This window comes from Kitasatospora sp. NPDC096147, assembly GCF_044763225.1.
Classification (GTDB): Bacteria; Actinomycetota; Actinomycetes; order Streptomycetales; family Streptomycetaceae; genus Kitasatospora.
In genome coordinates, this window is record NZ_JBIWFX010000008.1 from 329,435 (window position 1) to 351,309 (window position 21,875).

The 21,875-nt window shown below is 74.6% G+C and carries 20 protein-coding genes; 11 read left to right on the forward strand and 9 right to left on the reverse strand.

Going from position 1 to position 21,875, the window contains the following annotated elements:
* Positions 1–53: 53 nt before the first annotated feature.
* On the reverse strand, positions 54–2,357 hold the full coding sequence (locus ACIRBX_RS25570) for an FtsX-like permease family protein (RefSeq protein ID WP_402299804.1): 2,304 nt from the start codon (positions 2,355–2,357) through the stop codon (positions 54–56).
* A 50-nt stretch (positions 2,358–2,407) separates the two neighbouring features.
* Positions 2,408–3,229, reverse strand: coding sequence for an ATP-binding cassette domain-containing protein (locus ACIRBX_RS25575; RefSeq protein WP_402299805.1), 822 nt, complete (start codon positions 3,227–3,229; stop codon positions 2,408–2,410).
* 202 nt (positions 3,230–3,431) lie between these two features.
* Here ACIRBX_RS25575 and ACIRBX_RS25580 point away from each other — a divergent pair, with 202 nt between their 5' ends.
* Together ACIRBX_RS25580 and ACIRBX_RS25585 are read left to right on the forward strand one after the other, a co-directional pair.
* The gene (locus tag ACIRBX_RS25580; protein ID WP_402299806.1) at positions 3,432–4,268 is read left to right on the forward strand and encodes a sensor histidine kinase; all 837 of its coding nucleotides are present in this window, start codon (positions 3,432–3,434) and stop codon (positions 4,266–4,268) included.
* Positions 4,269–4,324: 56 nt separating this feature from the next.
* Positions 4,325–4,984, forward strand: coding sequence for a response regulator (locus tag ACIRBX_RS25585; protein ID WP_402299897.1), 660 nt, complete (start codon positions 4,325–4,327; stop codon positions 4,982–4,984).
* Here the strand turns inward: ACIRBX_RS25585 and ACIRBX_RS25590 are convergent.
* Complete coding sequence (locus tag ACIRBX_RS25590; RefSeq protein ID WP_402299807.1) at positions 4,951–5,712, reverse strand: hypothetical protein; 762 nt, start codon at positions 5,710–5,712, stop codon at positions 4,951–4,953. The two genes, ACIRBX_RS25585 and ACIRBX_RS25590, sit on opposite strands and share 34 nt — an antisense overlap.
* A gap of 109 nt (positions 5,713–5,821) precedes the next feature.
* Here ACIRBX_RS25590 and ACIRBX_RS25595 point away from each other — a divergent pair, with 109 nt between their 5' ends.
* Positions 5,822–6,817 (forward strand): MsnO8 family LLM class oxidoreductase, encoded by a 996-nt coding sequence (locus tag ACIRBX_RS25595; RefSeq protein WP_402299808.1) that lies wholly within the window; start codon positions 5,822–5,824, stop codon positions 6,815–6,817.
* A 100-nt stretch (positions 6,818–6,917) separates the two neighbouring features.
* Here ACIRBX_RS25595 and ACIRBX_RS25600 read toward each other — a convergent pair whose 3' ends face one another.
* Positions 6,918–7,271, reverse strand: a complete 354-nt coding sequence (locus tag ACIRBX_RS25600; protein WP_402299810.1) for a hypothetical protein — start codon at positions 7,269–7,271, stop codon at positions 6,918–6,920.
* 277 nt (positions 7,272–7,548) lie between these two features.
* Here ACIRBX_RS25600 and ACIRBX_RS25605 point away from each other — a divergent pair, with 277 nt between their 5' ends.
* Entirely contained in the window at positions 7,549–8,901 is a 1,353-nt protein-coding gene (locus tag ACIRBX_RS25605) for a hypothetical protein (protein ID WP_402299812.1), read from the forward strand.
* A 97-nt stretch (positions 8,902–8,998) separates the two neighbouring features.
* Here the strand turns inward: ACIRBX_RS25605 and ACIRBX_RS25610 are convergent, their stop codons facing one another.
* Genes ACIRBX_RS25610 through ACIRBX_RS25620 form a run of 3 tightly spaced genes read right to left on the reverse strand, consistent with a single transcriptional unit; the run spans position 8,999 to position 12,026 of the window.
* Positions 8,999–9,832 carry an ABC transporter ATP-binding protein gene (locus tag ACIRBX_RS25610; protein ID WP_402299814.1) on the reverse strand — a complete coding sequence of 278 codons (834 nt, stop codon included), beginning with the start codon at positions 9,830–9,832 and terminating at the stop codon, positions 8,999–9,001.
* Complete coding sequence (locus tag ACIRBX_RS25615; protein ID WP_402299816.1) at positions 9,829–10,986, reverse strand: FecCD family ABC transporter permease; 1,158 nt, start codon at positions 10,984–10,986, stop codon at positions 9,829–9,831. Before ACIRBX_RS25615 ends, ACIRBX_RS25610 begins: the two co-directional genes overlap by 4 nt.
* Positions 10,983–12,026: a FecCD family ABC transporter permease gene (locus tag ACIRBX_RS25620; RefSeq protein WP_402299819.1), complete on the reverse strand. Its 1,044-nt coding sequence runs from the start codon at positions 12,024–12,026 to the stop codon at positions 10,983–10,985. Before ACIRBX_RS25620 ends, ACIRBX_RS25615 begins: the two co-directional genes overlap by 4 nt.
* A gap of 220 nt (positions 12,027–12,246) precedes the next feature.
* Here ACIRBX_RS25620 and ACIRBX_RS25625 point away from each other — a divergent pair, with 220 nt between their 5' ends.
* Positions 12,247–13,296 (forward strand): ABC transporter substrate-binding protein, encoded by a 1,050-nt coding sequence (locus ACIRBX_RS25625; protein ID WP_402299821.1) that lies wholly within the window; start codon positions 12,247–12,249, stop codon positions 13,294–13,296.
* Between the two features lie 177 nt (positions 13,297–13,473).
* Complete coding sequence (locus tag ACIRBX_RS25630) at positions 13,474–14,484, forward strand: siderophore-interacting protein (RefSeq protein ID WP_402299824.1); 1,011 nt, start codon at positions 13,474–13,476, stop codon at positions 14,482–14,484.
* Between the two features lie 58 nt (positions 14,485–14,542).
* Here ACIRBX_RS25630 and ACIRBX_RS25635 read toward each other — a convergent pair whose 3' ends face one another.
* On the reverse strand, positions 14,543–15,046 hold the full coding sequence (locus tag ACIRBX_RS25635) for an RICIN domain-containing protein (RefSeq protein WP_402299825.1): 504 nt from the start codon (positions 15,044–15,046) through the stop codon (positions 14,543–14,545).
* A gap of 272 nt (positions 15,047–15,318) precedes the next feature.
* Here ACIRBX_RS25635 and ACIRBX_RS25640 point away from each other — a divergent pair, with 272 nt between their 5' ends.
* The 4 genes from ACIRBX_RS25640 to ACIRBX_RS25655 all read left to right on the forward strand — a co-directional run bounded on the left by ACIRBX_RS25640 (position 15,319) and on the right by ACIRBX_RS25655 (position 19,424).
* Positions 15,319–16,044 (forward strand): ABC transporter ATP-binding protein, encoded by a 726-nt coding sequence (locus ACIRBX_RS25640; protein WP_402299827.1) that lies wholly within the window; start codon positions 15,319–15,321, stop codon positions 16,042–16,044.
* Positions 16,041–18,626, forward strand: coding sequence for an FtsX-like permease family protein (locus ACIRBX_RS25645; RefSeq protein ID WP_402299828.1), 2,586 nt, complete (start codon positions 16,041–16,043; stop codon positions 18,624–18,626). The genes ACIRBX_RS25640 and ACIRBX_RS25645 overlap by 4 nt, the downstream gene beginning before the upstream one ends.
* 83 nt (positions 18,627–18,709) lie before the next feature.
* On the forward strand, positions 18,710–18,865 hold the full coding sequence (locus tag ACIRBX_RS25650; RefSeq protein WP_402299831.1) for a hypothetical protein: 156 nt from the start codon (positions 18,710–18,712) through the stop codon (positions 18,863–18,865).
* A 112-nt stretch (positions 18,866–18,977) separates the two neighbouring features.
* Positions 18,978–19,424 carry a phosphotransferase family protein gene (locus tag ACIRBX_RS25655; protein WP_402299833.1) on the forward strand — a complete coding sequence of 149 codons (447 nt, stop codon included), beginning with the start codon at positions 18,978–18,980 and terminating at the stop codon, positions 19,422–19,424.
* A 77-nt stretch (positions 19,425–19,501) separates the two neighbouring features.
* Here ACIRBX_RS25655 and ACIRBX_RS25660 read toward each other — a convergent pair whose 3' ends face one another.
* Positions 19,502–20,086, reverse strand: a complete 585-nt coding sequence (locus ACIRBX_RS25660) for a helix-turn-helix domain-containing protein (protein ID WP_402299835.1) — start codon at positions 20,084–20,086, stop codon at positions 19,502–19,504.
* Between the two features lie 174 nt (positions 20,087–20,260).
* On the opposite strand from ACIRBX_RS25660, the gene ACIRBX_RS25665 reads away from it, so the two are divergent.
* Positions 20,261–21,673, forward strand: a complete 1,413-nt coding sequence (locus ACIRBX_RS25665; RefSeq protein ID WP_402299836.1) for an MFS transporter — start codon at positions 20,261–20,263, stop codon at positions 21,671–21,673.
* Positions 21,674–21,875 lie beyond the last annotated feature (202 nt).

Genomic DNA, 21,875 nt, shown 5'->3' on the forward strand with positions numbered 1-21,875 from the left:
GGTGACCCGGGGCGTGGTGACCCGGAGGCGGCTCGGGCGGGATCGCGCCGCCCTCACTCGGTGCGCAGGACGGTCGCGACGGCCCGCCGCCCCGCCGAGCGGGCCGGCAGGTAGGCACCGAGCACCGCGATCATCACCCCGGACGCCCCGACCAGCACCAGCTGCGGCACCTTCCAGACGTCCTTCAGGGAGTCCGGGAAGACCACCACCGTGACCTGCTCCAGCAGCACCCGGTGCGCCACCATCCCGAGAGGCACGCCCACCACCCCGCCCAGCACGCCCAGCACGCCCATCGAGGTCACGAACATCACCGTGACCTGACGCGGCGTCATCCCGAGCGACTTCAGCGTGCCGAGGTCACGGCGCCGCTCGCGCCCGTTCAGCAGCACGGTGTTGAGGACCCCGAGGGCGGACACCACCGCGAGCAGCAGGGTGAAGACGGCGGAGAAGGTGACCAGGGTGACCGTGGCGGGCGAGCCGTCGTCGGCGAGCGAGGGCCGCAGGCCGGGATCGGCCGCCGCCACCGCCGCCAGGTAGGCCGGCGCGTCGGCGCCGGGGGTCAGCCGGACCTCGTAGTGCACCGGCCCGGTCGCCGGTGACAGTGCGGCCAGGGTCTCCCAACTCGCCTTCACGAAACGGGAGGTACCGCTCAGCTCCACGCCCACGATGGTCGCCTCGGTCCGGCGGTCACCGAGCTCCAGGGTGATCCGGTCACCGAGCTCCGCGCTGAACTGCCGCAGGTAGCCCGGCGAGACCACCACCTCGCCCGGCCGCTCCGCCGGAAGCCGTCCGGTGGAGAGCCGTTGCGCCTCCCCCGGGTCCCGGTCACCCCGCCGGAAGAAGACCGTCAACTGCTCGGCACTGCCGGCCAGCCCGACCTCGGTGATCGCCTCCGCCGTCACCCCGGCCGCGCCGGCGGTGCTGCGCAGCAGGTGCTCGATCTGACGCGCGGTCAGGGTCGGTGCCGGCTCGCCGAGCGTGGGGCGGCCGACCCAGACCGAGACGCGTGCCCCGCCGTCTCCCCGGCCTGCCCGGTCCAGGCCGACCAGGGTGGCGGTCAGGCCGGTGGTGAGCGTGACGGTGGTGACGCCCAGCAGGATCGCCGCCAGGGTCAGGGCGGTCCGGCCCGGGCGGACGAACGGCTGGCCGATCCCGAGGCTCACGGCGCGCGGCAGCCGGGTCCCGGCCAGCCACCGCTGGACCCGCAGCCCGGGACCGGCTCCGGACCCGCGCCCCTTCCCCCGGCCGGCACTCGGCGCGCTGCCCGCACTGATCACCCGCGCGGCCGGCAGCCGGTGCGCACGCAGGGCGGGCACCGACGCGGCCAAGAGGACCAGCAGCGGCACGGCAGCCAGCGCGAACGGCGCCACCCACGGTTCCACGCCGATCTCGGCCGTGCCGCGCAACACGCCCTGGAACGCGGCCTTCAGCACCGGCCCACCGAGCGCGCTGCCCAGCGCCGCACCGAGCAGCGCCCCGGCCACCGCCGGGAGGGCGACCATCAGCAGGTAGACGCCGAGCACCTGGTTCGGCGTGAAGCCGAGGGCCTTGAGCACGCCGATCCGGCGCAGGTCGGAGACCACGGCGCCGCTCACCACGTTGGCCACGATGAGGACCGCGACCAACAGGCCGAGCCCGCCGAACATCGACATGACCGGCAGGTACGCCTCGGCCGAGGCGGTGAAGGCCGCCTTCAACGCCAGGTGGTCGAGGGTCGAGGTCAGGGCGCCGGTCGGCAGGCCCTCGGTGACGCCGGCCAGCGCCGTCCGCAGCCCGTCCTCGGTACCGACGGCAGAGGCGGCAGAGGCGGCGGCGTCGAAGCGGTAGAGCATCTGACGCCCCGTGGGGTGCAGGGCCGCGAGCTGTTCCGGGGTGGTCCAGCCCTCGGCCGTCCGGCTCATCGAAACCGCCACACCCACCACCGTCAGTGCCCCGCCGTCCCGCAGGGCCAGTCTGCTGCCGAGCAGGCCCGAGCCGTGGAAGCCGCTCTCGTGATTGACCACCACCTCCCCCGGGGCCCTCACCCACCGGCCCTCCAGCACCTCGACCCGGTCCACCGGCCCGCCCGGGTCGGCCCGGCCGACCAGGTCGAAGGCTCCGTCCCCGATGCCCAGCACCGGCTCCGCGAGTGCGACCTCGACGGTGTCGAACGGCCCGGCCGCCGCCACGCCCGGCCGCCGCGCTGCGTCCGCGAGCTGACCCGCCGTCACCCGCCCCGCGTCGTAGACGGCCGTTACGTGCGCACCGCGCTGCTGCTCGAAGGCCCGGTCGAAGGGGGCGGACAGTGCCAGCAGCAGCCCCAGCGCCAGCACCACCGTCACCGTGGCCGCGAACACCACCAGGCCGATCAACGTCATCTGCAGCCTGCGCCGCCGCACCCCGGCCCGAGCCGCCCGCCACACCGCGCTCACCGGCCCGGGCTCCCGTCCGGACGGCCCGGGCCGTCCGCGCCGGCCGCGCCGTCCATGCCGGCCGGACCGGACGCACCGGACGCCCGCCCGGGTGGCCCCGCCTCCCCGGCCGGCCCGTCCACCCTGCTCTCCCGTACCACCCGGCCATCGGCGAACTCCACCAGCCGGCCGGCGCAGCGCGCAGCCAGCCGGGGATCGTGGGTGACCATCAGCAGGGTCTGCCCGATCTGGTTGAGGTCGATCAGCAGGTCCATCACCTGCTCGCCGGAGCGGCTGTCCAGCGCCCCGGTCGGCTCGTCCGCCAGCAGCAGCGCCGGACGGTTCATCAACGCCCGCGCCACCGCGACCCGTTGGCGCTCGCCGCCACTGAGCACGGCCGGGTAGGCGTTGCGCCGGCCGGCGATGCCCAGCTCCTCCATCAGCTCCAGCGCCCGCCGCCGGGCCTGCTTCGCCGGGGTGCCGGTGAGCTGGGCGGCCAGCGCCACGTTGTCCAGGGCCGGCAGGTCGTCCAACAGGTTGAAGAACTGGAACACCATGCCCACCTGCCGCCGCCGGAAGAGCGCCAGCCCGGTCTCGGTCAGCGCGCCGAGGTCCTGCCCGTTCACCCGCACCGTGCCGGTGGTGGGCCGGTCCAGGCCGGCCACCAGGTTCAGCAGGGTGGACTTGCCGCAGCCCGAGGGCCCCATCACCGCCACCGCCTCGCCGGCCCGGATCTCCAGCGAGACCCCGGCCAACGCGTCGGTCTCCCCGTACGCCTTGGACACCGCGTCCACCTGCACCACCGGCGGTCGGCCGGCCCCCTCGTGATCATTCGTCATACCGCAGAACCTAGGAGCCGACCGCGGTCGGCCGCGTCCCTCCCCGGGTGCAGTCCGCCGAGCGCGTCATCCCCGGGATGTACCCGCGCCCTCCTCCGGCCGTCGCCGACCGCCGCCACCACCGGCCGTCATTCCGCAGATGTAGCCGCTGCCCTCCTCCCGGCCGATGACGATCAAGCCCTGAGCTGCCAGGATGACCCCCATGTGGGGGATCGGGACGACCTTGGCGGTCGCCGTGCCGGTGCTCGCGGCGGCCGGTCTGGCGCTCGCGCTGCACCGCGCGCGACGGCTGCACCGCGCCGTGCTGGAGGAGCGCGGCTGGCTGCTGGAGCGCGAGCGGGCCTCGGCGGCGGAGAGTGCCGTCCGGGCCGAACGCACCCGGATCGCCGCCGAGTTGCACGACATCGTGAGCCACAACGTGAGCGTGATGGTGGTGCAGGCCGGAGCGGCCAGGGAGGTGCTGGCCACCCTGCCCGACGAGGCCGCCGCCGCGATGGCGGCGGTGGAGGCGGCCGGGCGGGACGCGATGACCGAGCTGCGCCAGCTGCTCGGGCTGCTCGCCCCGCCGGCGGACGGCTCCGAGCCGGGCCCGGATCCGCTCGCACCGCAGCCGGGCCTGAACCGGCTCGGCTCCCTGGTGGACCGGATCTCCTTCGCCGGCCTGCCGGTCGAGGTCCGGATCTCCGGCGAGCCTCGTCCACTGCCGGGCGGCATCGACGTCACGGCCTACCGGATCGTCCAGGAGGCCCTGACCAACGCGCTCAAGCACGGCGACGGGAGCGGAGCGGACGTGACGATCCGTTACACCGGCCGCGCCCTCCGGGTGGAGGTGCTGAACGGGGGCCCCAGCGTGCTCACCGGCGCCGCGCCACTCCCACACGCCAGGACCACCACGACCGCCTCGGCAGCCGAGGGCGCCGGGCACGGGCTGGCCGCCCTGCGCGAGCGGGTCGCCGTGCACGGCGGCGACCTCGACGCCCGACGACGCCTCGGGGGCGGCTACCGCGTCCGCGCCCGCATACCCCTGGACCGCCCGTGAGCCTCCTCCCCGACCCTCCGCACTCCGACCCGCAGGTCCCCGCGACGCCCGTCCCCGTGCCCGCCCCGCCCCGGGTGGTGATCGCGGACGACCAGGAGCTGGTCCGCACGGGCTTCCGGCTGATCCTGACGGCCCGTGGGATCGACGTGGTGGCCGAGGCCCGCGACGGCGCCGAGGCCGTCTCCGCCGTCCGCCGCACCCGGCCGGACGTCGCGCTGCTGGACATCCGGATGCCGGTCCTGGACGGTCTGGCCGCCGCCCGGCAGATCCTCGCCGAGGCGCCCGCCACCAGGGTGATCATGCTGACCACCTTCGACCTCGACCACTACGTCTACTCCGCACTCTCCCTCGGAGCCAGCGGCTTCCTGCTCAAGGACGTCACCTCCGAGCACCTGGCCAACGCGGTCCGCCTGGTCACCACCGGCGACGCCCTGCTCGCCCCCTCCATCACCCGCCGCCTGGTCGAGCGCTTCGCCGAGCGCGCCCCCGCCCCCGCCCCGCACCCGGACCTGGCCCCGCTCACCCCGCGCGAGCGCGAGGTGCTCACGCTGCTCGGGGGCGGACTCTCCAACGCCGAGCTCGCCCGCCACCTGACCCTCAGCGAAGCCACCGTGAAGACCCACGTCGCCCGCATCTTCGCCAAGCTCGGCCTGCGCGACCGCGCCCAGGCCGTCGTCCTCGCCTACGAGTCCGGGCTGGTCATCCCGGACCGCTGAGCCCGTACGTCCGCCGCCAGTCGCTCGACCTGGGCGGCGGACAGCCCTCCGGCCCCCCGGAGCAGCTCGGCCACGTCCACCGCCGCCGGGCTCGGGGGGCGCGGGGCCTCGGGCAGCGGTAGCCCGAGCAGGACCGCGAGCTCACGGGCGTCGAAGCCCGACACGGCCGCGAAGTCGGCCAGCAGATCCGGCGTCAACTCCTTCCCGCCCGCGCCGATCACCGAGTAGGTGGGCGCCGACAGGTAGCTCGGCGTCACCAGCGCGAGGGTCATCGCCACGCCCAGCCGGTCGAGGTTGCGGTACTGGAGCAGCCGGACCAGCCTCGCCCCCGGGCCACCTCCCGGCGGCAGCAGCCAGCGCGGGGCGAAGCCCCCGCGCCGCCGTTCCCGGGGCAGTGCGTGCACCTCCGCCAGGACCGCCCGGCGCCGCTCCCCGGGCAGCGCGGCCAGGCTGAGCACCAGGTCCCGCAGCGGTCTCGCGGCCTCCTGGTCCGAGGGCGCCAGATCGTCCGGCACCGCCATCCCCGCCAGCACGGACAGGTCCAGGGCCGGGTGCCCGAGTGCGGACGCGAGCCTCCGCACCAGCTCGTCGCCGGGTACGGCCCCCGCGAGCACCGCCCGGACCTCCGCACCCTCGACCTCCGCCCGGTCGGCCAACTCCCGTGCGGTGATACCCCGATGGTCCAGCAGCCGCGCCAGCACGGCGCCGAATTCCGACTCCTCCGTCATTCCGGCAGGCTAGAGGAAGACCCGTCCCGCCACTGCCACTCCGCCGAACCGGCGGACCGGCGGACCGGCGGACCGGCGGACCGGCGGCCGACCCTCGTAGACTCCCCGCATGGGTACCCGCTACCGGCTCTCCGTGCTCGACCGCTCCCACGTCCAGGACGGGCAGGGCGCGGCACGGGCGCTGCGCGAGACGGTGCGGACGGCGATCGCCGCCGAGCGGGCCGGGTACCACCGGTTCTGGCTGTCGGAGCACCACGGGGTGCCCGGGATCGCCGGGTCGGCGCCGACGGTGCTGGCGGCGGCGGTCGCCGCGCGGACCGAGCGGATCAGGATCGGCACCGGCGGGGTGATGCTGCCCAACCACCGCCCGTTGGTGGTGGCCGAGCAGTTCCGGGTGCTGTCCGCGCTCTTCCCCGGCCGGATCGACCTCGGGGTGGGGCGCTCGGTCGGCTTCACCCGGGCGATCCAGGACGCGCTGGGCCACCACCGCGCCGAGGCCGACGACTTCCCGGCCCAACTCGCCGAGCTGCTCGAGTGGTTGGGCCCCGGTACGGCCGAAGCCCACCCGCACGTCCGGGTCCAGCCGGACGACGTCGAGCCGGTGCCGCCGTACGTGCTGGCGATGGGCGAGGGCGGCCGGATCGCCGCGGCGGCCGGGCTGCCGGTGGTGGTCGGCGGGCTGCACGACCGGGACCGCCTGCTCGGGGTGGTCGCCGAGTACCGCGCCGCGTTCCACCCCTCCCCCTGGTGCGCGGAGCCGCGCGTGCTGCTCGCCGCGCCGGTCGCCGTGGCCGACACCGCCGAGGCGGCCCGCGACCTGCTCGCCCCGGAGGCCTGGGCGATCGTCCGCTCCCGCTCGGACGGTGCCTTCCCGGCCCTGCCCACCCCCGAGCGGGTCCGCGCCGCCGCGCTGACGCCCCGTGAGCGGGACCTGTTCGAGCGCACGGTGGCCGGTCAGATCGCCGGCCCGCCCGCCGCCGTCCGCGCCGAGCTCGACCACCTGGTGGACCTGACCGGCGCCGAGGAGGTCCTGGTCACCACCGGCGCCCACGACCCGGCCGTCCACCGCGCGACGCTGCTCCGCATCGCCGAGGCCCTGGCGTAGCCGCCGGGGACGCGGAACGGCCCGCCGATTCATCGGCGGGCCGTTCCTGCTGCTGCTGTCAGACGGCGCTCGGGCGGTGTGACGAGCAGTCAGGCGACGGTCAGGCGCAGTTGCCCGGAGCGCCGCTGTAGGTCTTGACGTTCGCCGAGGAGATCCAGCCCTTCCCGCTCGGCGTGTCCATGTAGTACCAGGTGGTGCCGGTGATGTTGGCCGCACAGAGCGCCGTGGCTCCGGTGCCGTCCTTCACCGTCGCGCCGGTGGTGCCGCAGGAGGTGGCCGGCCCCTTGTAGAGGTTGTAGGTCTGGTACGGGCCGTCGACGGTGGCGGTCCGGCTGCCATTGGCGGCCGGCTTGGAACCGCAGCCCGGGGCCGCCTCGGCGGCGGTGCCGGTCGCGATGCTGAGGAACGCGGTGGCGGCCAGGGTCGTGGCCACACCCAGTGCGCGGAGCTTCATGGAGGTGCCTTCCGGTTGACTGGTGATCCGATGGGCAGTGCTTGCGGGACCAGAGACTTCCAGTTGGCCATGCTCGCGTCATCGAACGAGCGGGGTACTCCGTTCACCACCGGGTCAACCCTGCGGCGTACCGCAGCCGATTGGACTCAACCATTTGGTCTACACCAGAGAGCTGAGGCCGTGTCAGGCCCGGCCGCGGGTAGCATCACGTGGCGTGCCGACGAAGAAATGCGGGATGATCCACGGAATCGCCGGGAACCCGGCCGCTCCGGTCACCGTGCTGCTGCGACTGCTCGCCGACGAGGCCTCGTGCGCCTGGTCGGAGCTGGCCTACTCGCGACTCCTTCCCGATCCGGTCGTCGACGGGATCGTGAACTCCCCGCACGTGAGCTTGCGTGAGTCGTTCGCAGAGAACAGGCACGCGCCCGGGGACGTCCGGGCACGGCTCGTGCATGACCCCGAACCGACGGTGCGAGCGGCGGTGGCGGTCGGACCGCAGTGGTTCAGGGTGACGGTGGACCCACTGCCGGAGTGGGCTCAGCGCAGCCTGCTGCACGACCGGGACGCCCAGGTCCGCTCACGGGCGGAGGAGCGCCTCCCGCCGTCCCGGGCACTGGCCGAGCTGGCCCGGGACGCCGACCACCGGCGGCGCCGTGCCGCGTGCCGGGCCTGGGAGCTCCTAGACGCCGAGGCTCGGGGACTGCTGCTGGCGGACGCCGAAGCCTCCGTCCGGGGTGAGGCCGCGAAGAAGGCGAGCGTCCACGATGCCGACGCCACCGACCGGTACCTCCTGGACACGGACGACGAGCCCGTCGTGCGCGGCATCGTGCTGACGAGGGCCGCCCTCCACCCGGCGACGGCGCTGCGCCTGGCCGGGAGCGGCGAGGTGGCCGAACGCGCCGCCATCGCCGGCCACCCGGGCGTCGCGCTGGACACGGCGCGCCTCCTCGCCGAGGACCCGGAGCACGCGGTCCGCCTGCAGTTTGCCTCACGCCCGGACCTGACGGAGGCACAGCGCGCGGAGGTCGACCACCACGTGTCGGTGTCGGATCGGCTGAGGCCGGTCGCCTGGGTTCTCGATGCGACCGATCCCGAGGTGCTTCGGCGGTGCGCGGCGTCCGGCAACACGCTGCTCCGCCGCAGTGCCGCCTGCAACGAGCACCTGCCCCAGGACGCCGTCGACCTGCTCGGCCGCGACGACGACCTCCCCGTGCGCATCCTGCTCTGCGAGAACCAGCCCACCACCGACGGCGAGGTGGTCCTCGACACGTTCCGCCGCTGGGTCAGCCCGTTGACGAGCAGGCTGCTGGACCATCCGAACTTTCCCCGGGTGGGGCTCGCCCGGCGGTTCGGTGACTCCCCCGAGCTGCGGCAGCGGCAGCTTGCCGTCCACGACCCCGAGGCACCGGCCGAACTGTTGCTGCGCCTCACTCACGAGCCCGATGTGCGCCTCCGACGCACCTTCGCCTCGCACCCGAACCTGCCCTACGCGAGGGTGCAGGAGCTGCTGGGGGACGAGGATTCGCGGACGTCGATCCGTGCTGCGGCCAATCCGAACGTCCCGCCGCCCGTCATGCACCAGCTGCTCGATTCCGCCGGGGTTCCTCGACTCGCTGCTCGCCTGCCCTGACGGACGAACGGACGAACGGGGGGCTGGGTACCGGAGACCGCGCAGGGACGCCGGAGCCGCCCACTCCCCGTGGGCGGCTCCGGCGTCCGAGGGACCGTCAGGCCCGGGCGCGGGCGGCCGGGATGACCAGCGGCTTGCCGGTCTCGGGGTCCTCGATCACCCGGCAGGGCAGGCGGAAGACCTGCTCCACCAGCTCGGCGGTGACGATCTCGGCCGGGTCGCCCTCGGCCAGCACGCGGCCGTCCCGCATGGCGATCAGGTGGGTGGCGTAGCGGGCGGCGTGGTTGAGGTCGTGCAGGACGGCGACCAGCGTGCGGCCCTGCTCCTCGTGCAGGCGGGCGCAGAGGTCGAGGACCTCGATCTGGTGGGCGATGTCCAGGTAGGTCGTGGGCTCGTCGAGCAGCAGGAGCGGGGTCTGCTGGGCCAGCGCCATGGCGATCCAGACCCGCTGGCGCTGGCCACCGGAGAGCTCGTCCACCTGACGGTCCGCCAGCTCCAGCACGCCGGTCGCGGCCATCGACTCGTCGGTGATCCGCTCGTCCTCGCGGGACCACTGGCGGAGCAGGCCCTGGTGCGGGTGGCGACCGCGCGAGACCAGCTCGGCGACGGTGATGCCGTCGGGGGCTATCGAGGTCTGCGGCAGCAGGCCGAGGGTGCGGGCCACGGTGCGCGGCGGCAGCTTGGCGATGTCGGAGCCGTCCAGCAGCACCTGGCCGGCCTTCGGCTTGAGCACCCGGGCCAGGGCGCGCAGCAGGGTGGACTTGCCACAGGCGTTGGGGCCGACGATCACCGTGAAGGAGTTGTCCGGGATCGCCACCTCCAGGCCCTCGGCGATGGTGCGCTGCTCGTAGGCGAGGGTCAGGCCCTGGCCGGCAAGTCGCGAAGTGGGGGCGCTGGTCACCGTGGTGGTCTCTTCCTGTCGGGCCGTCATATCCGTCCTGCCTTGCGTTCGGTGGCCATCAGCCACACCAGGTAGCCGCCGCCGAGCACACCGGTCACCACGCCCACCGGGAGCTGGCGGCCGTCGATCAGGTGCTGCCCGAGCAGGTCGGCGCCGACCGTCAGGGCCGCACCGACCGCCATCGAGCCGGTGAGGTTCGGCCCGGGGGCGCGGGAGAGCCTACGGGCCAGCTGAGGGGCGGTCAGCGCGACGAAGGAGACCGGCCCGGCGGCGGCAGCCGCGAAGGCGGCGACCACCACGGCGGCCCCGGTCAGCAGCAGCCGCACCCCCTGGACCCGGACGCCGAGCGCGTACGCCGCCTCGTCGCCCATCTCCAGCAGCCGCAACGCCCGCCCCGCGCCGAACAGTACCGCCGGCAGCAGGACGGCGAGCACCAGGGCCAGCGGCCCGGCCTGGTCCCAGCCGCGGCCGTCCAGGCTGCCGGTCAGCCAGAGCATCGCCCGTGAGGCGTCGACCAGTTCGGCCCGGGTGAGCAGGTAGCCGTTCACTCCGGTGAGGATGGCCATCACGCCGATGCCGATCAGCACCAGCCGGGTGCCGTGCACCCCGCCGCGCCAGGCCAGCAGGTAGATCAGCAGGCCGGTGAGCAGGCCGCCCACCACCGCACCGACCGAGAGCGCGAAGGTGCTCCCGCCCATCAGCACGATGGCGACCAGCGCGCCGGTCGAGGCGCCCTGGGTGAAGCCGAGCATGTCGGGACTGCCGAGCGGATTGCGCACCAGGGACTGGAAGAGCGCGCCGGAGAGCGCCAGTCCGGCACCGACCAGCAGGGCGGTGGCGACCCGGGGCAGCCGCAGCTCGTGCACGATGAAGTCCTGGGCCGGGGCACCGTCACCCAGCAGCGTGCGGACCACCTCGGCGGGGGCGATCGGGTAGTCGCCGCTGCCGATCGCCAGCACGGCGAGGGCCAGTGCGGCGGCCAGCACGAGGCCGACGGCCAGCAGGGCGCGCGGGCGGAGCCGCACGGACAGGCCGCCGAGGCGCAGCGTGCGCAGGCGGACGGCGGTGCGGGCAGCGGTGGCCGGGGGTGTGGCGCTCGTGGGATCGGTGCTCCCGGCTTCGGTGTTCCGGGCTTCGGTGTTCCGGGCTTCGGTGCTCCGGGCGGTGTGCTGAGTGCCGCTCATGCCCGCACCGCCTTCGGCCGCCTGACGAAGTGCAGGAAGAGCGGTCCGCCGAGCACGGCCGTGACGATGCCGACCTGGAGCTCGCCGGGCCGGCCGAGCACCCGGCCGAGCACGTCGGCGCCGAGCAGCAGCACCGGGGCCAGCACCGCGCAGTACGGCAGCAGCCAGCGCAGGTCCGGGCCGGTGATCGAGCGCACCAGGTGCGGCACCAGCAGGCCGACGAAGACGATCGGGCCGCAGGCGGCGGTGGCCGCGCCGCAGAGCAGGCCGACGGCGACGACGGCACCGGCCCGCACCCGGCCGGGTCGGGCGCCGAGGGCCAGGGCCGAGTCCTCGCCCAGCGCCAGCGCGTTGAGCGGCTGGGCCAGCGCGAGGGCGAGCAGCACGCCGATCACGGTGAAGGGGAGCACCTTCAGGACGGTGTCCAGTTGGGCCGAGGCCAGCGAACCGACCGTCCAGAACCGCATCTGCTGGAGCGAGGCCGCGTTCAGCAGCATCACGGCCATCACGTAGGAGTAGAGCGCGGCGTTCAGCGCGGAGCCGGCCAGCGCGAGCCGGGCCGGAGTGGCGCCCCGGCCGCCGCCGACCGCGTAGACGGCGGCCGAGACCGCCGCCGCGCCGCCGAGGGCGAACCAGACGTAGCCGTCGAAGGAGCTGACGCCGAAGAAGGTGATCGCGGAGGCGACCGCCGCCGAGGCGCCGGCGTTGATCCCGAGCAGGCCCGGGTCGGCCAACGGGTTCCGGGTGAGGGCCTGCATCACGCCGCCGGCCAGGCCGAGCGCGCAACCGACCAGCAGGCCGAGCAGGGTGCGCGGCAACCGCATCTCGTGCACCACGGTCCAGGCGGGCGAACCCTCCCGGGTGAGTCCCTGCCAGACCTCGCCGGGGCTCAACTGACGCGCCCCGACCGCCAGGCTGAGCACCAGGACGAGGAGCAGCAGGAGCAGCGCGGCGAACAGCCCGACGGCACGCCGGGCCTGACGCCCCGGTGGCCGTGGGGCGTCCACCGCGGTCTGCGGTGGCGGTTTGGTCAAGGACACGTGCGGACTCCGGTGCAGCTCAGGGGGGCACCCCGCCCTGATGGACAGTAACAATGGTTAGGCTAACCTAACGACCGGCGGCCGGTGATCCGGGTCCGCCCCTTGCGGCACGCCCGCATGCCCCCGAATGCGGGCGTGCCCTCCGCGACCACCTCCCGCGCCACCCTCGCGCTCCCCTTCGCGCATCCCCCGAACGCCCCGTACGAGAGAAGTCACCGCCATGACGAACGCCGGCCCCGCCCACCTCACCCGTCGCGGCATGCTCACCGCCACCGGCGCCCTCGGCCTCGGTGCGGTGCTCGCCGCCTGCGGCAGCTCCGGCTCCAAGGACTCCGCCGCCCCGGCGGGCTCCGGCGCCTCCGGTGCGGCCACCGGTCCGTGGTCGTTCACCGACGACCGCAAGAAGGAGGTCACCGCCAAGTCCACCCCGAAGCGGATCGTCGCCTTCACCGGTGCCGCCGCCGCGCTGCGCGACTTCGGCGTGCGGGACCAGATCGTCGGCGTCTTCGGCGAGACCAAGGACCCGGACGGCAAGGCGAACCCGCAGGCGGGCGACCTCGACCTGAGCAAGATCGAGATCGTCGGCAACGCCTGGGGCGAGTTCAGCATCGAGAAGTACGCGGCCCTCCGTCCGGACCTGCTGGTCACCCACATGTACGACGCGGACTCGCTCTGGTACGTCCCGGAGGAGAGCAAGGACAAGATCCTGCCGCTCGCCCCGCAGGTCGCCATCACCACCGGCCGGGTGACGCTGACCGAGCCGATCCGCCGCTACGCCGAGCTGGCCGCCGCACTCGGCGCCGACCTGAAGGCCAAGGAGGTCACCGACGCCAAGGCCCGCTTCGAGGCCGCCTCGGAGAAGCTGCGGCAGGCCGCGAAGGCCGCCAACGGCATCAAGGTGCTGGCCTGCTCGGGTGCGGCCGACATCTTCTACGCCTCCGCCCCGGCCATGAGCACCGACCTGATGTACTTCAAGGAGCTGGGCGTCGACATCATCGTCCCGGACAAGCTGGACCAGGGCGGCTACTTCGAGTCGCTGAGCTGGGAGAACGCCGGCAAGTACCCGGCCGACCTGCTGCTGCTCGACAAGCGCGTCACCGCGCTCCAGCCGAAGGACCTGGCGAGCAAGCCGGGTTGGGCCCAGCTGCCGGCCGTCAAGGCCAACCAGATCACGCCGTGGGACGCCGTCCCGCGCTTCTCCTACGCGGGCGCAGCGCCGCTGCTGGAGGAGCTGGCCAAGGCCATCGAGGGCGCCAAGAAGCTCTCCTGACACTCCCTCGGCGGCTCAGGCGGCGGCCGGACATCCGCCCGGCCGCTCGGACCGGCGCATGGAACGGCGCTCGGACCGCGCATGGAACGGCGCTCGGAACGGCGCTCGGAACGGCAGTTGTAGCGGCCATCCGCCCGGCCGCTCGATCGATGATCCCCCCTCCCGGAGGTACCGACGATGTCCGACCAGCCCTTCGCCTTCTTCCGCGCCGAGGTGGTCCGCACCACCCGGCTGAGCACCTCGCTGCTCCGGGTCACCCTCGGTGGCGCCGGACTGGCCGGCTTCGCCTCCGGCGGGCGGGACCAGAGCTTCTCGCTCTTCCTGCCGCACCCGGGTCAGTCGGAGCCGGTGGTACCGGTGGAGGAGGGCGAGGGCTGGTTCTGGGCCTGGCGGGCCCTGCCGGAGGAGGAACGGGCGGTGATGCGCTCGTACACCGTGCGCGCCGCCCGGCCCGAACTCCTCGAGGTGGACGTCGACTTCGTCCTGCACGGTGACACCGGTCCGGCCTCGGCCTGGGCCGGCCGGGCCGCCCCCGGGGACCGGGTGCTGCTGCTCGGCCCGGCGGTGGAGGACAACACCAGCGTCGGCTTCCGGCCCCCGGCGGGGACCGACCTGGTGCTGCTGGCCGCCGACGAGACCGCGCTGCCGGCCGCCGCCGCCATCCTGGAGTGGCTGCCGGCGGGGACCCGGGTAAGCGCTTACCTGGAGGTGCCGACCGAGGACGACCGCCTCGACCTGACCACCGCCGCCGAGGCCGAGATCCACTGGCTGGTCCGCGACGGTGCCCGCCCCGGCCTGATCCTGGACGCCCTTCGCTCGGCCGCGCTGCCGACCCGCGCGATCGGGACGACGGCGACGGCCGGGATCACCGGAGCGGCGACGACCAGCGGGACGCCTGCGGCCACCGGGGCGAGCGACGCTCCTTACGCCTGGGTGGCCGGTGAAGCGGCGGCCGTCCGCTCGATCCGCCGTCACCTGGTCGGCGAGCGTGGCTTCGACCGCAAGGCGGTGGAGTTCACCGGCTACTGGCGGCTCGGCTCCTCCGAGGAGCAGCTGCGTGCCGAGGCGATCACCGAGGCTCGGGCCGCTGCCGAAGCCGCCGCTGCCGCCCAGGATCCGGCCGGGATCGCCGGGACCGGGGCCACGGACACGGCGAATCCCGACGCGGCGGCGGGGACGGACGCGTAGCACGGCGGCCGGGGCGTCGGCCTGTCATCCGGACGCTCGGTGACAGGCCGACGGTCGGTCAGTTGAGGATCCAGTACTGGTTCGCCTGGGTACCGCAGTCCCACAGCATCACGACCGAGCTGCGTCCCCAGTTGTAGATGTCCGCGCACTGGCCGGGGAAGGCGACGCTCTCCAGGCGGGTCGCACCGGCGGCGGAGTCGAGCTTCCAGTCCTGCCCCAGACCGTTGCTGCAGTAGTTCTGGATGAGCTGCTCACCGTGGCCGAGGGAGCCGTCGGCGCAGTACTGGCCGCCCGCGCCGGTCCGGAGGTTCCAGGCTCCGGTCACGTCGTTCCGGACGACCTGCCAGGACTGGTTGCTCCCACCGTGGCAGTCCCACATCTGGATCCACGGCCCGTTGCCCCAGTCGTAGACGTCCAGGCACTTGCCGGCCGCCTCCGGGCTGGCGCTGGTGATCGTGCCGGGCTGCCCGGTCGCGTGGGCGGGCCCGGCGCACAGCGCCAAGGCGGCCACGGCTGCGGTGGCGGCCCCGAGGACCGGGCCGAGTCGGGTGGACTGGTTCATGCGCGGACTCCCGTGGTCGGACTTCGTCGATCACCCGACGCTAGGACCGGAGGTACGTCAGCGAACAGACCACTACCGGCCGTTCGTGATCACGGCCGGTCCCGCCCGGGTCGAGCCCCGTCCCGGCCGGCTCACCCCGGTCGGACCGTGCCCGGGAACGCCGCACACGTCCGATCCTCTGCTTTCCCCTCCTCCCGAACGCCCCTGACGTACCATCAGCTCCCGGGAGTCCCACGGCCGTCGGGCTCCCGGGTGCGTTCTCGGGGAGTTCGGTGGTCGTCGTCAGGGCACGTCGGATCGGCAAGACCTTCACCACCGGCGGCGAGACCGTCCACGCGGTGGACGACGTGAGCCTGGACGTCCCGGCTGGCCGGATGCTGGTGCTGATCGGCGCGAGCGGCTCCGGGAAGTCGACGCTGCTCAACCTGATCGGTGGTCTGGAACGACCGGACAGCGGCGCCCTGACCGTGCTCGGCACCGACCTCCGGACCGCCACCGCTCGGGAGACTGCGCAGCTGCGGCTCACCCGGATCGGTTTCGTCTTCCAGGACTTCAACCTGGTGCGTGACCTCACCCTGGCCGAGAACGTCTCGCTCCCGCTGGAGGGCAACGGCACGGCCCGCCGCCCCGCCCGGGCAGCGGCCCGGGACGCACTGGACCGGGTCGGCCTGGCCGGGCTCGCCGACCGCTATCCCGCCGAGGTCTCCGGCGGACAGCAGCAACGGGCCTCGATAGCCCGGGCGATCGTCGGGGAGCGGGAGTTGGTCCTCGCGGACGAGCCCACCGGGGCCCTGGACAGCCGGACCGGCCGGGAGATCATGGACCTGCTCGGCGGCCTGCGTGCCGAGGGGGTGACGGTGGTGCTCAGCACGCACAACCCCGCCAACCTGGGCCACGGCGACCAGGTGCTCGAGTTGGCGGACGGCCGAACGGTCCCGGCCGTAGACCGGACCACGGGCGGAACCGCAGAGCGGACCGACGGGGAGGGGTGCCCGTGACCGTCCGGCGCAGTCGCCTGTTGGTCGCCTGGAAGGTCGTCCTCGGCCGGGGACGCCGACGGGTGATGATCCTGGCCCTGTTCGCGGTGCCGGTGCTGATCGCCGCCACGGGGGCGGGCGTCCTCCAGTCGGTCAACCGGGCGGCCGGACAGCGTGCGCACGCCGAACTGGCCGGGGCGGACGCGCGGGTCGAGTTGCTTCCTCCCGATTCGCGCTCCGGTGCCGGTGAATCTCCCCCTACCGACTCGGAGACCATCGACCGCCTGCTCGCGACCGCAGGCCCCGGCTCCGTCGCCCACCGGGTCGACTCCGCCATGGAGCTTCCGCTGTACCTGGACGGGCGGACCGTGCCGGTCCGCTACCGAGAGGCCGACTGGACATCCCCCGTCCTCCGCACCTGGTTCACCGTCGACCCGCGCGGTCAACTCCCGGTCACCGCCGGGGAAGTGGCCGTCAGTCGGGAGTTCGCCCGCCTCCACCACCTCTCCGTCGGCGACCACCTGCGCTACCGGTGGTCGGACCGCCCGGCCGTGGTGACCGCGATCGTCCGCGAACCCATGGCCCACAAGGGGGAGTCGGTCCTCGCCGCTCCCGGCCAACTGGCCGCCTGGAGCGACGGCACGCACGACGCCGAGCGCCGGGTGCAGAGCAGCTGGCTGCTCACCCTCCCCAACCCCGCCCCCGAACTGGCCACCAGCGCAGCCGAACTGGGGATTCGGCTGCGCTCCCGCGAGAACATCCGGGCGAGCGGCTCACTGGTCGACCGGGAGCCCGGCCTCGTCCTGCTCCCCGGGCTGCTCCTGGTGGCCGTCGGCGCCGCAGCGGCCTTCGGCGTGCGGGTACGGCGGCTCCGTCGGGAGTTCTCGCTGCTCTCCGCCGTCGGGCTCGGCCCCCGGTGGATCCTCGCCGCCTGCCGACTGGCCGGCCTGATCGCCTCGGCCACCGGCGCCGCCGTCGGTCTGACCCTGGGCTTCGCCCTCAGCGTGGCGCTGCGCCCCCTGCTCCTGGCCACCGTCGAACGCGACCTGGCGCCACTGACCGTCCCCTGGCGGGGCTCGCTGCTCCTGCTGGCACTGACCGCCGCCGTCGGCACCGCTGCGGTCTGGGCGCCCGCCCGGGCCGCCGTGAGCCACCACGCCGGGCGCCAACTCGCCTCCCACCCGGCGCGGTCGGGGCGGGCCCGGCTGGTGCGCAACCTGCTCGCCGCGACCGGGACGGCCGCCCTGGCCACCGCCTCGGTGCTCTCCTCCGGTTCGGCCGCCTCGGTGAGCGGGCTGCTCGGCTGCACCGGCCTGTGCGTGGCACTCCTGATGGCATCACCGGCCCTGCTGCGGCTCCTGGCGCGCGCCGCCCGGGACGGCTCCGTCGCCACCCGGATCGCCCTGCGCAACCTCGCCCGCGAGCCGCGCCGTCCCGTGGCGGCGCTGTCCGTCGGCTTCTTCTCGGTGACCGTCGCGGCGGCCACCCTGGTCCTGCTCTCCAGTGCGACAGCCGATCAGCAGCGCCGGTACGTCGGTTCGCGCCATCCGGGTCAGATCGAGATCGTGCTCCGACACACCGGGGACGTCGACACCGTCCGGCGGGTGGCCGAACCGGCGCTCGCTCCGAGCGGGTTGACCGAGGTCAAGTCGGCCGTCGCCGCGGCCGACCGACCCGGCACCGACGAGCCCGCCGGTCGCGCCGCCTCCCCTTCCGCCGGTACCGACTCCCCTTCCTCCGGCACCACCGTCGACCGACCCGACCCCGGCCGCCTCTCCCGACCCGGGTGGACCGTGGCGGAGGTTTCGGGCGACTTCCGCAAGGATCTCCAAGTCATCGACTCCGCTGCGGAGTTCTTCGCCCTGGCCGGGCGCCGGGCGACCGACCGCGAACTGGCGGTGCTCGCCGCCGGCGACCTCCTGGCCCTCACCTCCGCGGTCACGGCGGACGGCCGGGCCACCCTGCTCCCAGCCCCCACCGAGGGCTCACCGCCCCGCGGAGTCCAGGTCCGGGCCGTGCTCTCCGACCCTGTCGACCAGACCACCCTGGTCCGCGCCGGCGCCGTCCTGAGCAGCGGGACCGCCCTCCGCCTCGGGGCAGCCGTCCGGGTGAACACCCTGATCACGGCCCCTGACGCGCCGCCGGGCGGAGCAGCCGAGCAGGAGCTGGTGCGCGTCCTCGAACCGCTCGCCATCCCCGCCACCGACCTGCGGTTCGACCGTGGCCCGTCCTACCCGCCACCGGTGCTCCTGCAGATCCTGCTCCACCTGTCCGGCTTCGCCGTGCTCGCCTCCCTGACCATCGCGCTCTCCGCCTCGGCCCAGGAACTACGGCCGGATCTACGGCAGTTGCACGAGATGGGGTTCCACCGGGGCGTCCAGCGCCGCATCCTGGCCCTGCAGTCCCTGGTGATCGCCGGCTTCGCCACCCTGGCCGGAGGCGGGGCGGGCATCGCCCTGGCCACCGCCCGCCTGCGCCCGCTGGACGTCCAGGTCACGGTGGACTGGCCTGCCCTGGCCGCCGCCCTGGGCACCACGGTCCTGCTGGCCGCCCTGCTCGGCGCCGCTCTCGCTCCCCGGGCATCCAGGCTGCGCAACACCTGAGCCGCCCGGGCCGGTCCTCCTCCCTTCGGCCCGGCCTCCCGACTCGGTGGCGTCGCCGACTCCCGGCGCTCCATCATCTGCCGGTGCAACGCATGAGACACGGCTACACCAACCGCACCGACGGCGACGGCGACGGCGACGGCGACAGCGACAGCGACAGCGACAGCGACAGCGACAGCGACAGCAACGGTCCGCAGGACCTACGAAGGCCCGGACGCGGAGCTCCGGCTCGCCCGTGAACGCGGTCTGCCGGCCGAACTCGCGGGCCGACTCCCCGTCCCGCCCGTACTCGGCGAGGCCCGGGGCTCTCTCACGCTGGGCTGGCTCCCCGGTGTCCTGGGGCAGGACCTGATGACCGAGGGCCACGCAGCCGAGGTGCTGACCGGCTGCGGTGCCCTGCTGAGCCGCATCCACCGCGCGGCGGCCCCGTCCGTCGGGCTCGGCCCCGGACAGGTGCTGGTGCACGGCGACTTCGGCCCCGACAACGTCCTGCTCGACCCGACTACCCGTCAGGTCACCGCCGTCCCGGACTGGGAGTTCGCCCGCCCGGGCGCCCCGGTCGAGGACCTCGCCCGGTGCGAGTGGATCGTCCGCACCCACCACGCCGAACACCGCACCGCCCTACGGCACTTCTTCAAGGCCTACCGGGGCCCCGTCCCGACCTGGCCGCTCCGCCGGGCCGCGATGCTCGCCCGCCGCGCGGAGCTGGAGCGCTTCTGCGAGCGTCGGGCCCCCGACGGCCCCGCCGTCCACCAGTGGCGCGAGCGCACCGCCGCCACCGCCGCCTGGACGGAGTGAGTCGGCTCCGCGCCCCGGCCCGGCTCCCCCGGCCCGGCTCCCCCGGCCCGCCCGGCCCCCGACCCCTCGAACCCTCGTCAGGTGCGCAGGACGACCTGGTCGCCCTGCGGCCCGAAGAGGTGGAGCACCTCCACCGGCCGGTCGTCGGCGGGGCCGAACCAGTGCGGTTCGCTGGTGTCGAACTCGGCCACCTCGCCCGGACTCAGGGTCAGTTCGCGCTGCCGTTCGTGCTCGCCGAGGATCAGCCGGACCGTCCCGGCCAGCACGTAGAGCCACTCGTAGCCGCCGTGGGTCACCAGCTTGGGCTCGCGCGGCGCGAGCACCTGCTTGAACACCCGGAGCCGGCCCGGGTACTGGGTGAGCGGGACGACCACGCTGCCGTCGTGGCGGTGGACGGGTTGGAGGTGGACGCGCGGGTCACCGCTGGCGGGGGCGGCGACCAACTGGTCGAGGGCGACGCGGTGGGCGCGGGCGAGCGGGATGAGGAGTTCCAGCGAGGGACGGCGCTTACCTGCCTCCAGGCGGGAGAGCGTGCTGACCGAGATGCCGGTGGCCTCGGCGAGCGCCTCCAGGGTGAGGCCCCGGTCACGGCGCAGGGCGCGCAGCCGGGGGCCGATGGCGTCGAGTACCTGCTCCAGTTCCGCGTCCACGGGGCCATCCATGCAGGAACGGCAAATCACCTGGGCACGGCAGGGCCCGTGGGCCGAGGCTGGCGGCAGCCCCGTTCTGACGCACCGTGAGAGGTCTCCGCCATGACCGTGCCCGCCCCCACTGCCGATCACGCCCCCTCGCCCGCGCCCGCACCCGGGGCTCCGCCACCGGCCACGCCCGTGCCCGTGCCCGCTCCCGCTCCCGCTCCCGCGCTCAGTGCCCGCCGTCGGTGGACGGTGCTGGCGGTGTGCTGCCTCAGCCTGTTCCTGGTGGGGCTGGACACCACGATCGTCAACATCGGCCTGCCCGCCATCGGCGCCGGCCTCGACGTGCCGGTGCCCGCCCTCGCCTGGACCGTCGACGCCTACACCCTCGCGGTGACGGCCCTGCTGATCACCTCCGGGGCGCTGGCGGACCGTTTCGGCCGCCGTCGGGTGTTCCGCCTGGGCCTGGCGGTCTTCGGGGCGGCCTCGGTGCTCTGCGCGCTGGCCCCGTCGCTGGGCTGGCTGGTGGCCGCCCGTACGGTGCAGGGGCTGGGCGCCTCGATGCTCAGTCCGGTGGCGCTCGCCATCGTGGTGAACGCGATGCCCGATCCCAAGGAGCGGGCCCGGGCGATCGGGATCTGGGCGGCCGTCTTCGGGCTGAGCATGGCGGCCGGGCCGGTGACCGGCGGCGCCTTGGTGGACGCCCTCGGCTGGCGCTCGCTGTTCTGGGTCAACGTCCCGGTGGTCCTCGTGGCGCTCGCCCTGACGGTGCGTCACGTCCCGGAGTCCCGGGCACCGCAGGCCCGGCCGCTCGACCTGCCCGGACAGGCGCTGCTGGCGCTGCTGGTCGGCGTCTCGGTCGGGGTGCTGATCGAGGGGCCCCGGATCGGCTGGGCCTCTCCCGGTGCCCTGACCGCGTACGGCGTGGCGGCGGCTGCGGCGGTGGCCTTCGTCCTGGTCGAGACGCGGCGCGAGGAACCGCTGATCGACCCCCGGCTGTTCCGCCGCCCGGCCTTCGCGGGTGCGGTGCTGGGTGCGGTGGCGGTGTTCGTCGCGCTCGGCCTGACCTTGCTGCTCTCCACCTTCCAACTCCAGCAGGCCCGGGGCTGGACAGCGCTTACCGCCGGGCTCGCGACCCTGCCGATGGCGCTCGGCGCGGTGGTCTGCGCCCCGTGGTCGGGACACCTCACCGCCCGGATCGGCCCGCGCCGACCGCTGCTGCTGGCCGGCGGCTTCCTGACGGCCAGCGGCCTCTGCCTGGCCATGACGACCGCGACCACCGTCCTGCCGTTCCTGCTGCCCGGCTACCTGCTGGTCGGCATCGGCTTCGGCTTCGCCAACGCCCCGATCACCAACACCGCCGTGAGCGGCCTGCCCCCGGCCCGCGCCGGAGTGGCGGGCGCGATCACCTCCACCGCCCGGCAGTTCGGCTCGGCCCTGGGCATCGCGGTGGCCGGCATCCTGGTCGCGGACGCCGCCCCGGCCGATCTGCCGGACGCCGCCCTCCCGGGCTGGGCCGTGGTCAGTGCCTGCGGTCTGATGCTGCTCCTGGTCGCCCGGACGGCCCGCCCGGCCGCCAAGGCCCGCACCGCCCGCCCTCCGCTCCGCCCGTAGACGACCCCGCCCCGGCTCCGCCCGTACGCGACCGCCAGACCGCCAGACCGCCAGCGCGGCACGGACGGAACGGACGGAACGGGCGGATGGGAGCAGCGGAAGGGGCCGGCGTCCGACGATCAAGAGAACGCCGGCCCAACACTCGTCGGCCCCCCGAGAAGCCACCCGCATGGCTGCTGGCTTGGCGCGAACCGTCCCGCCG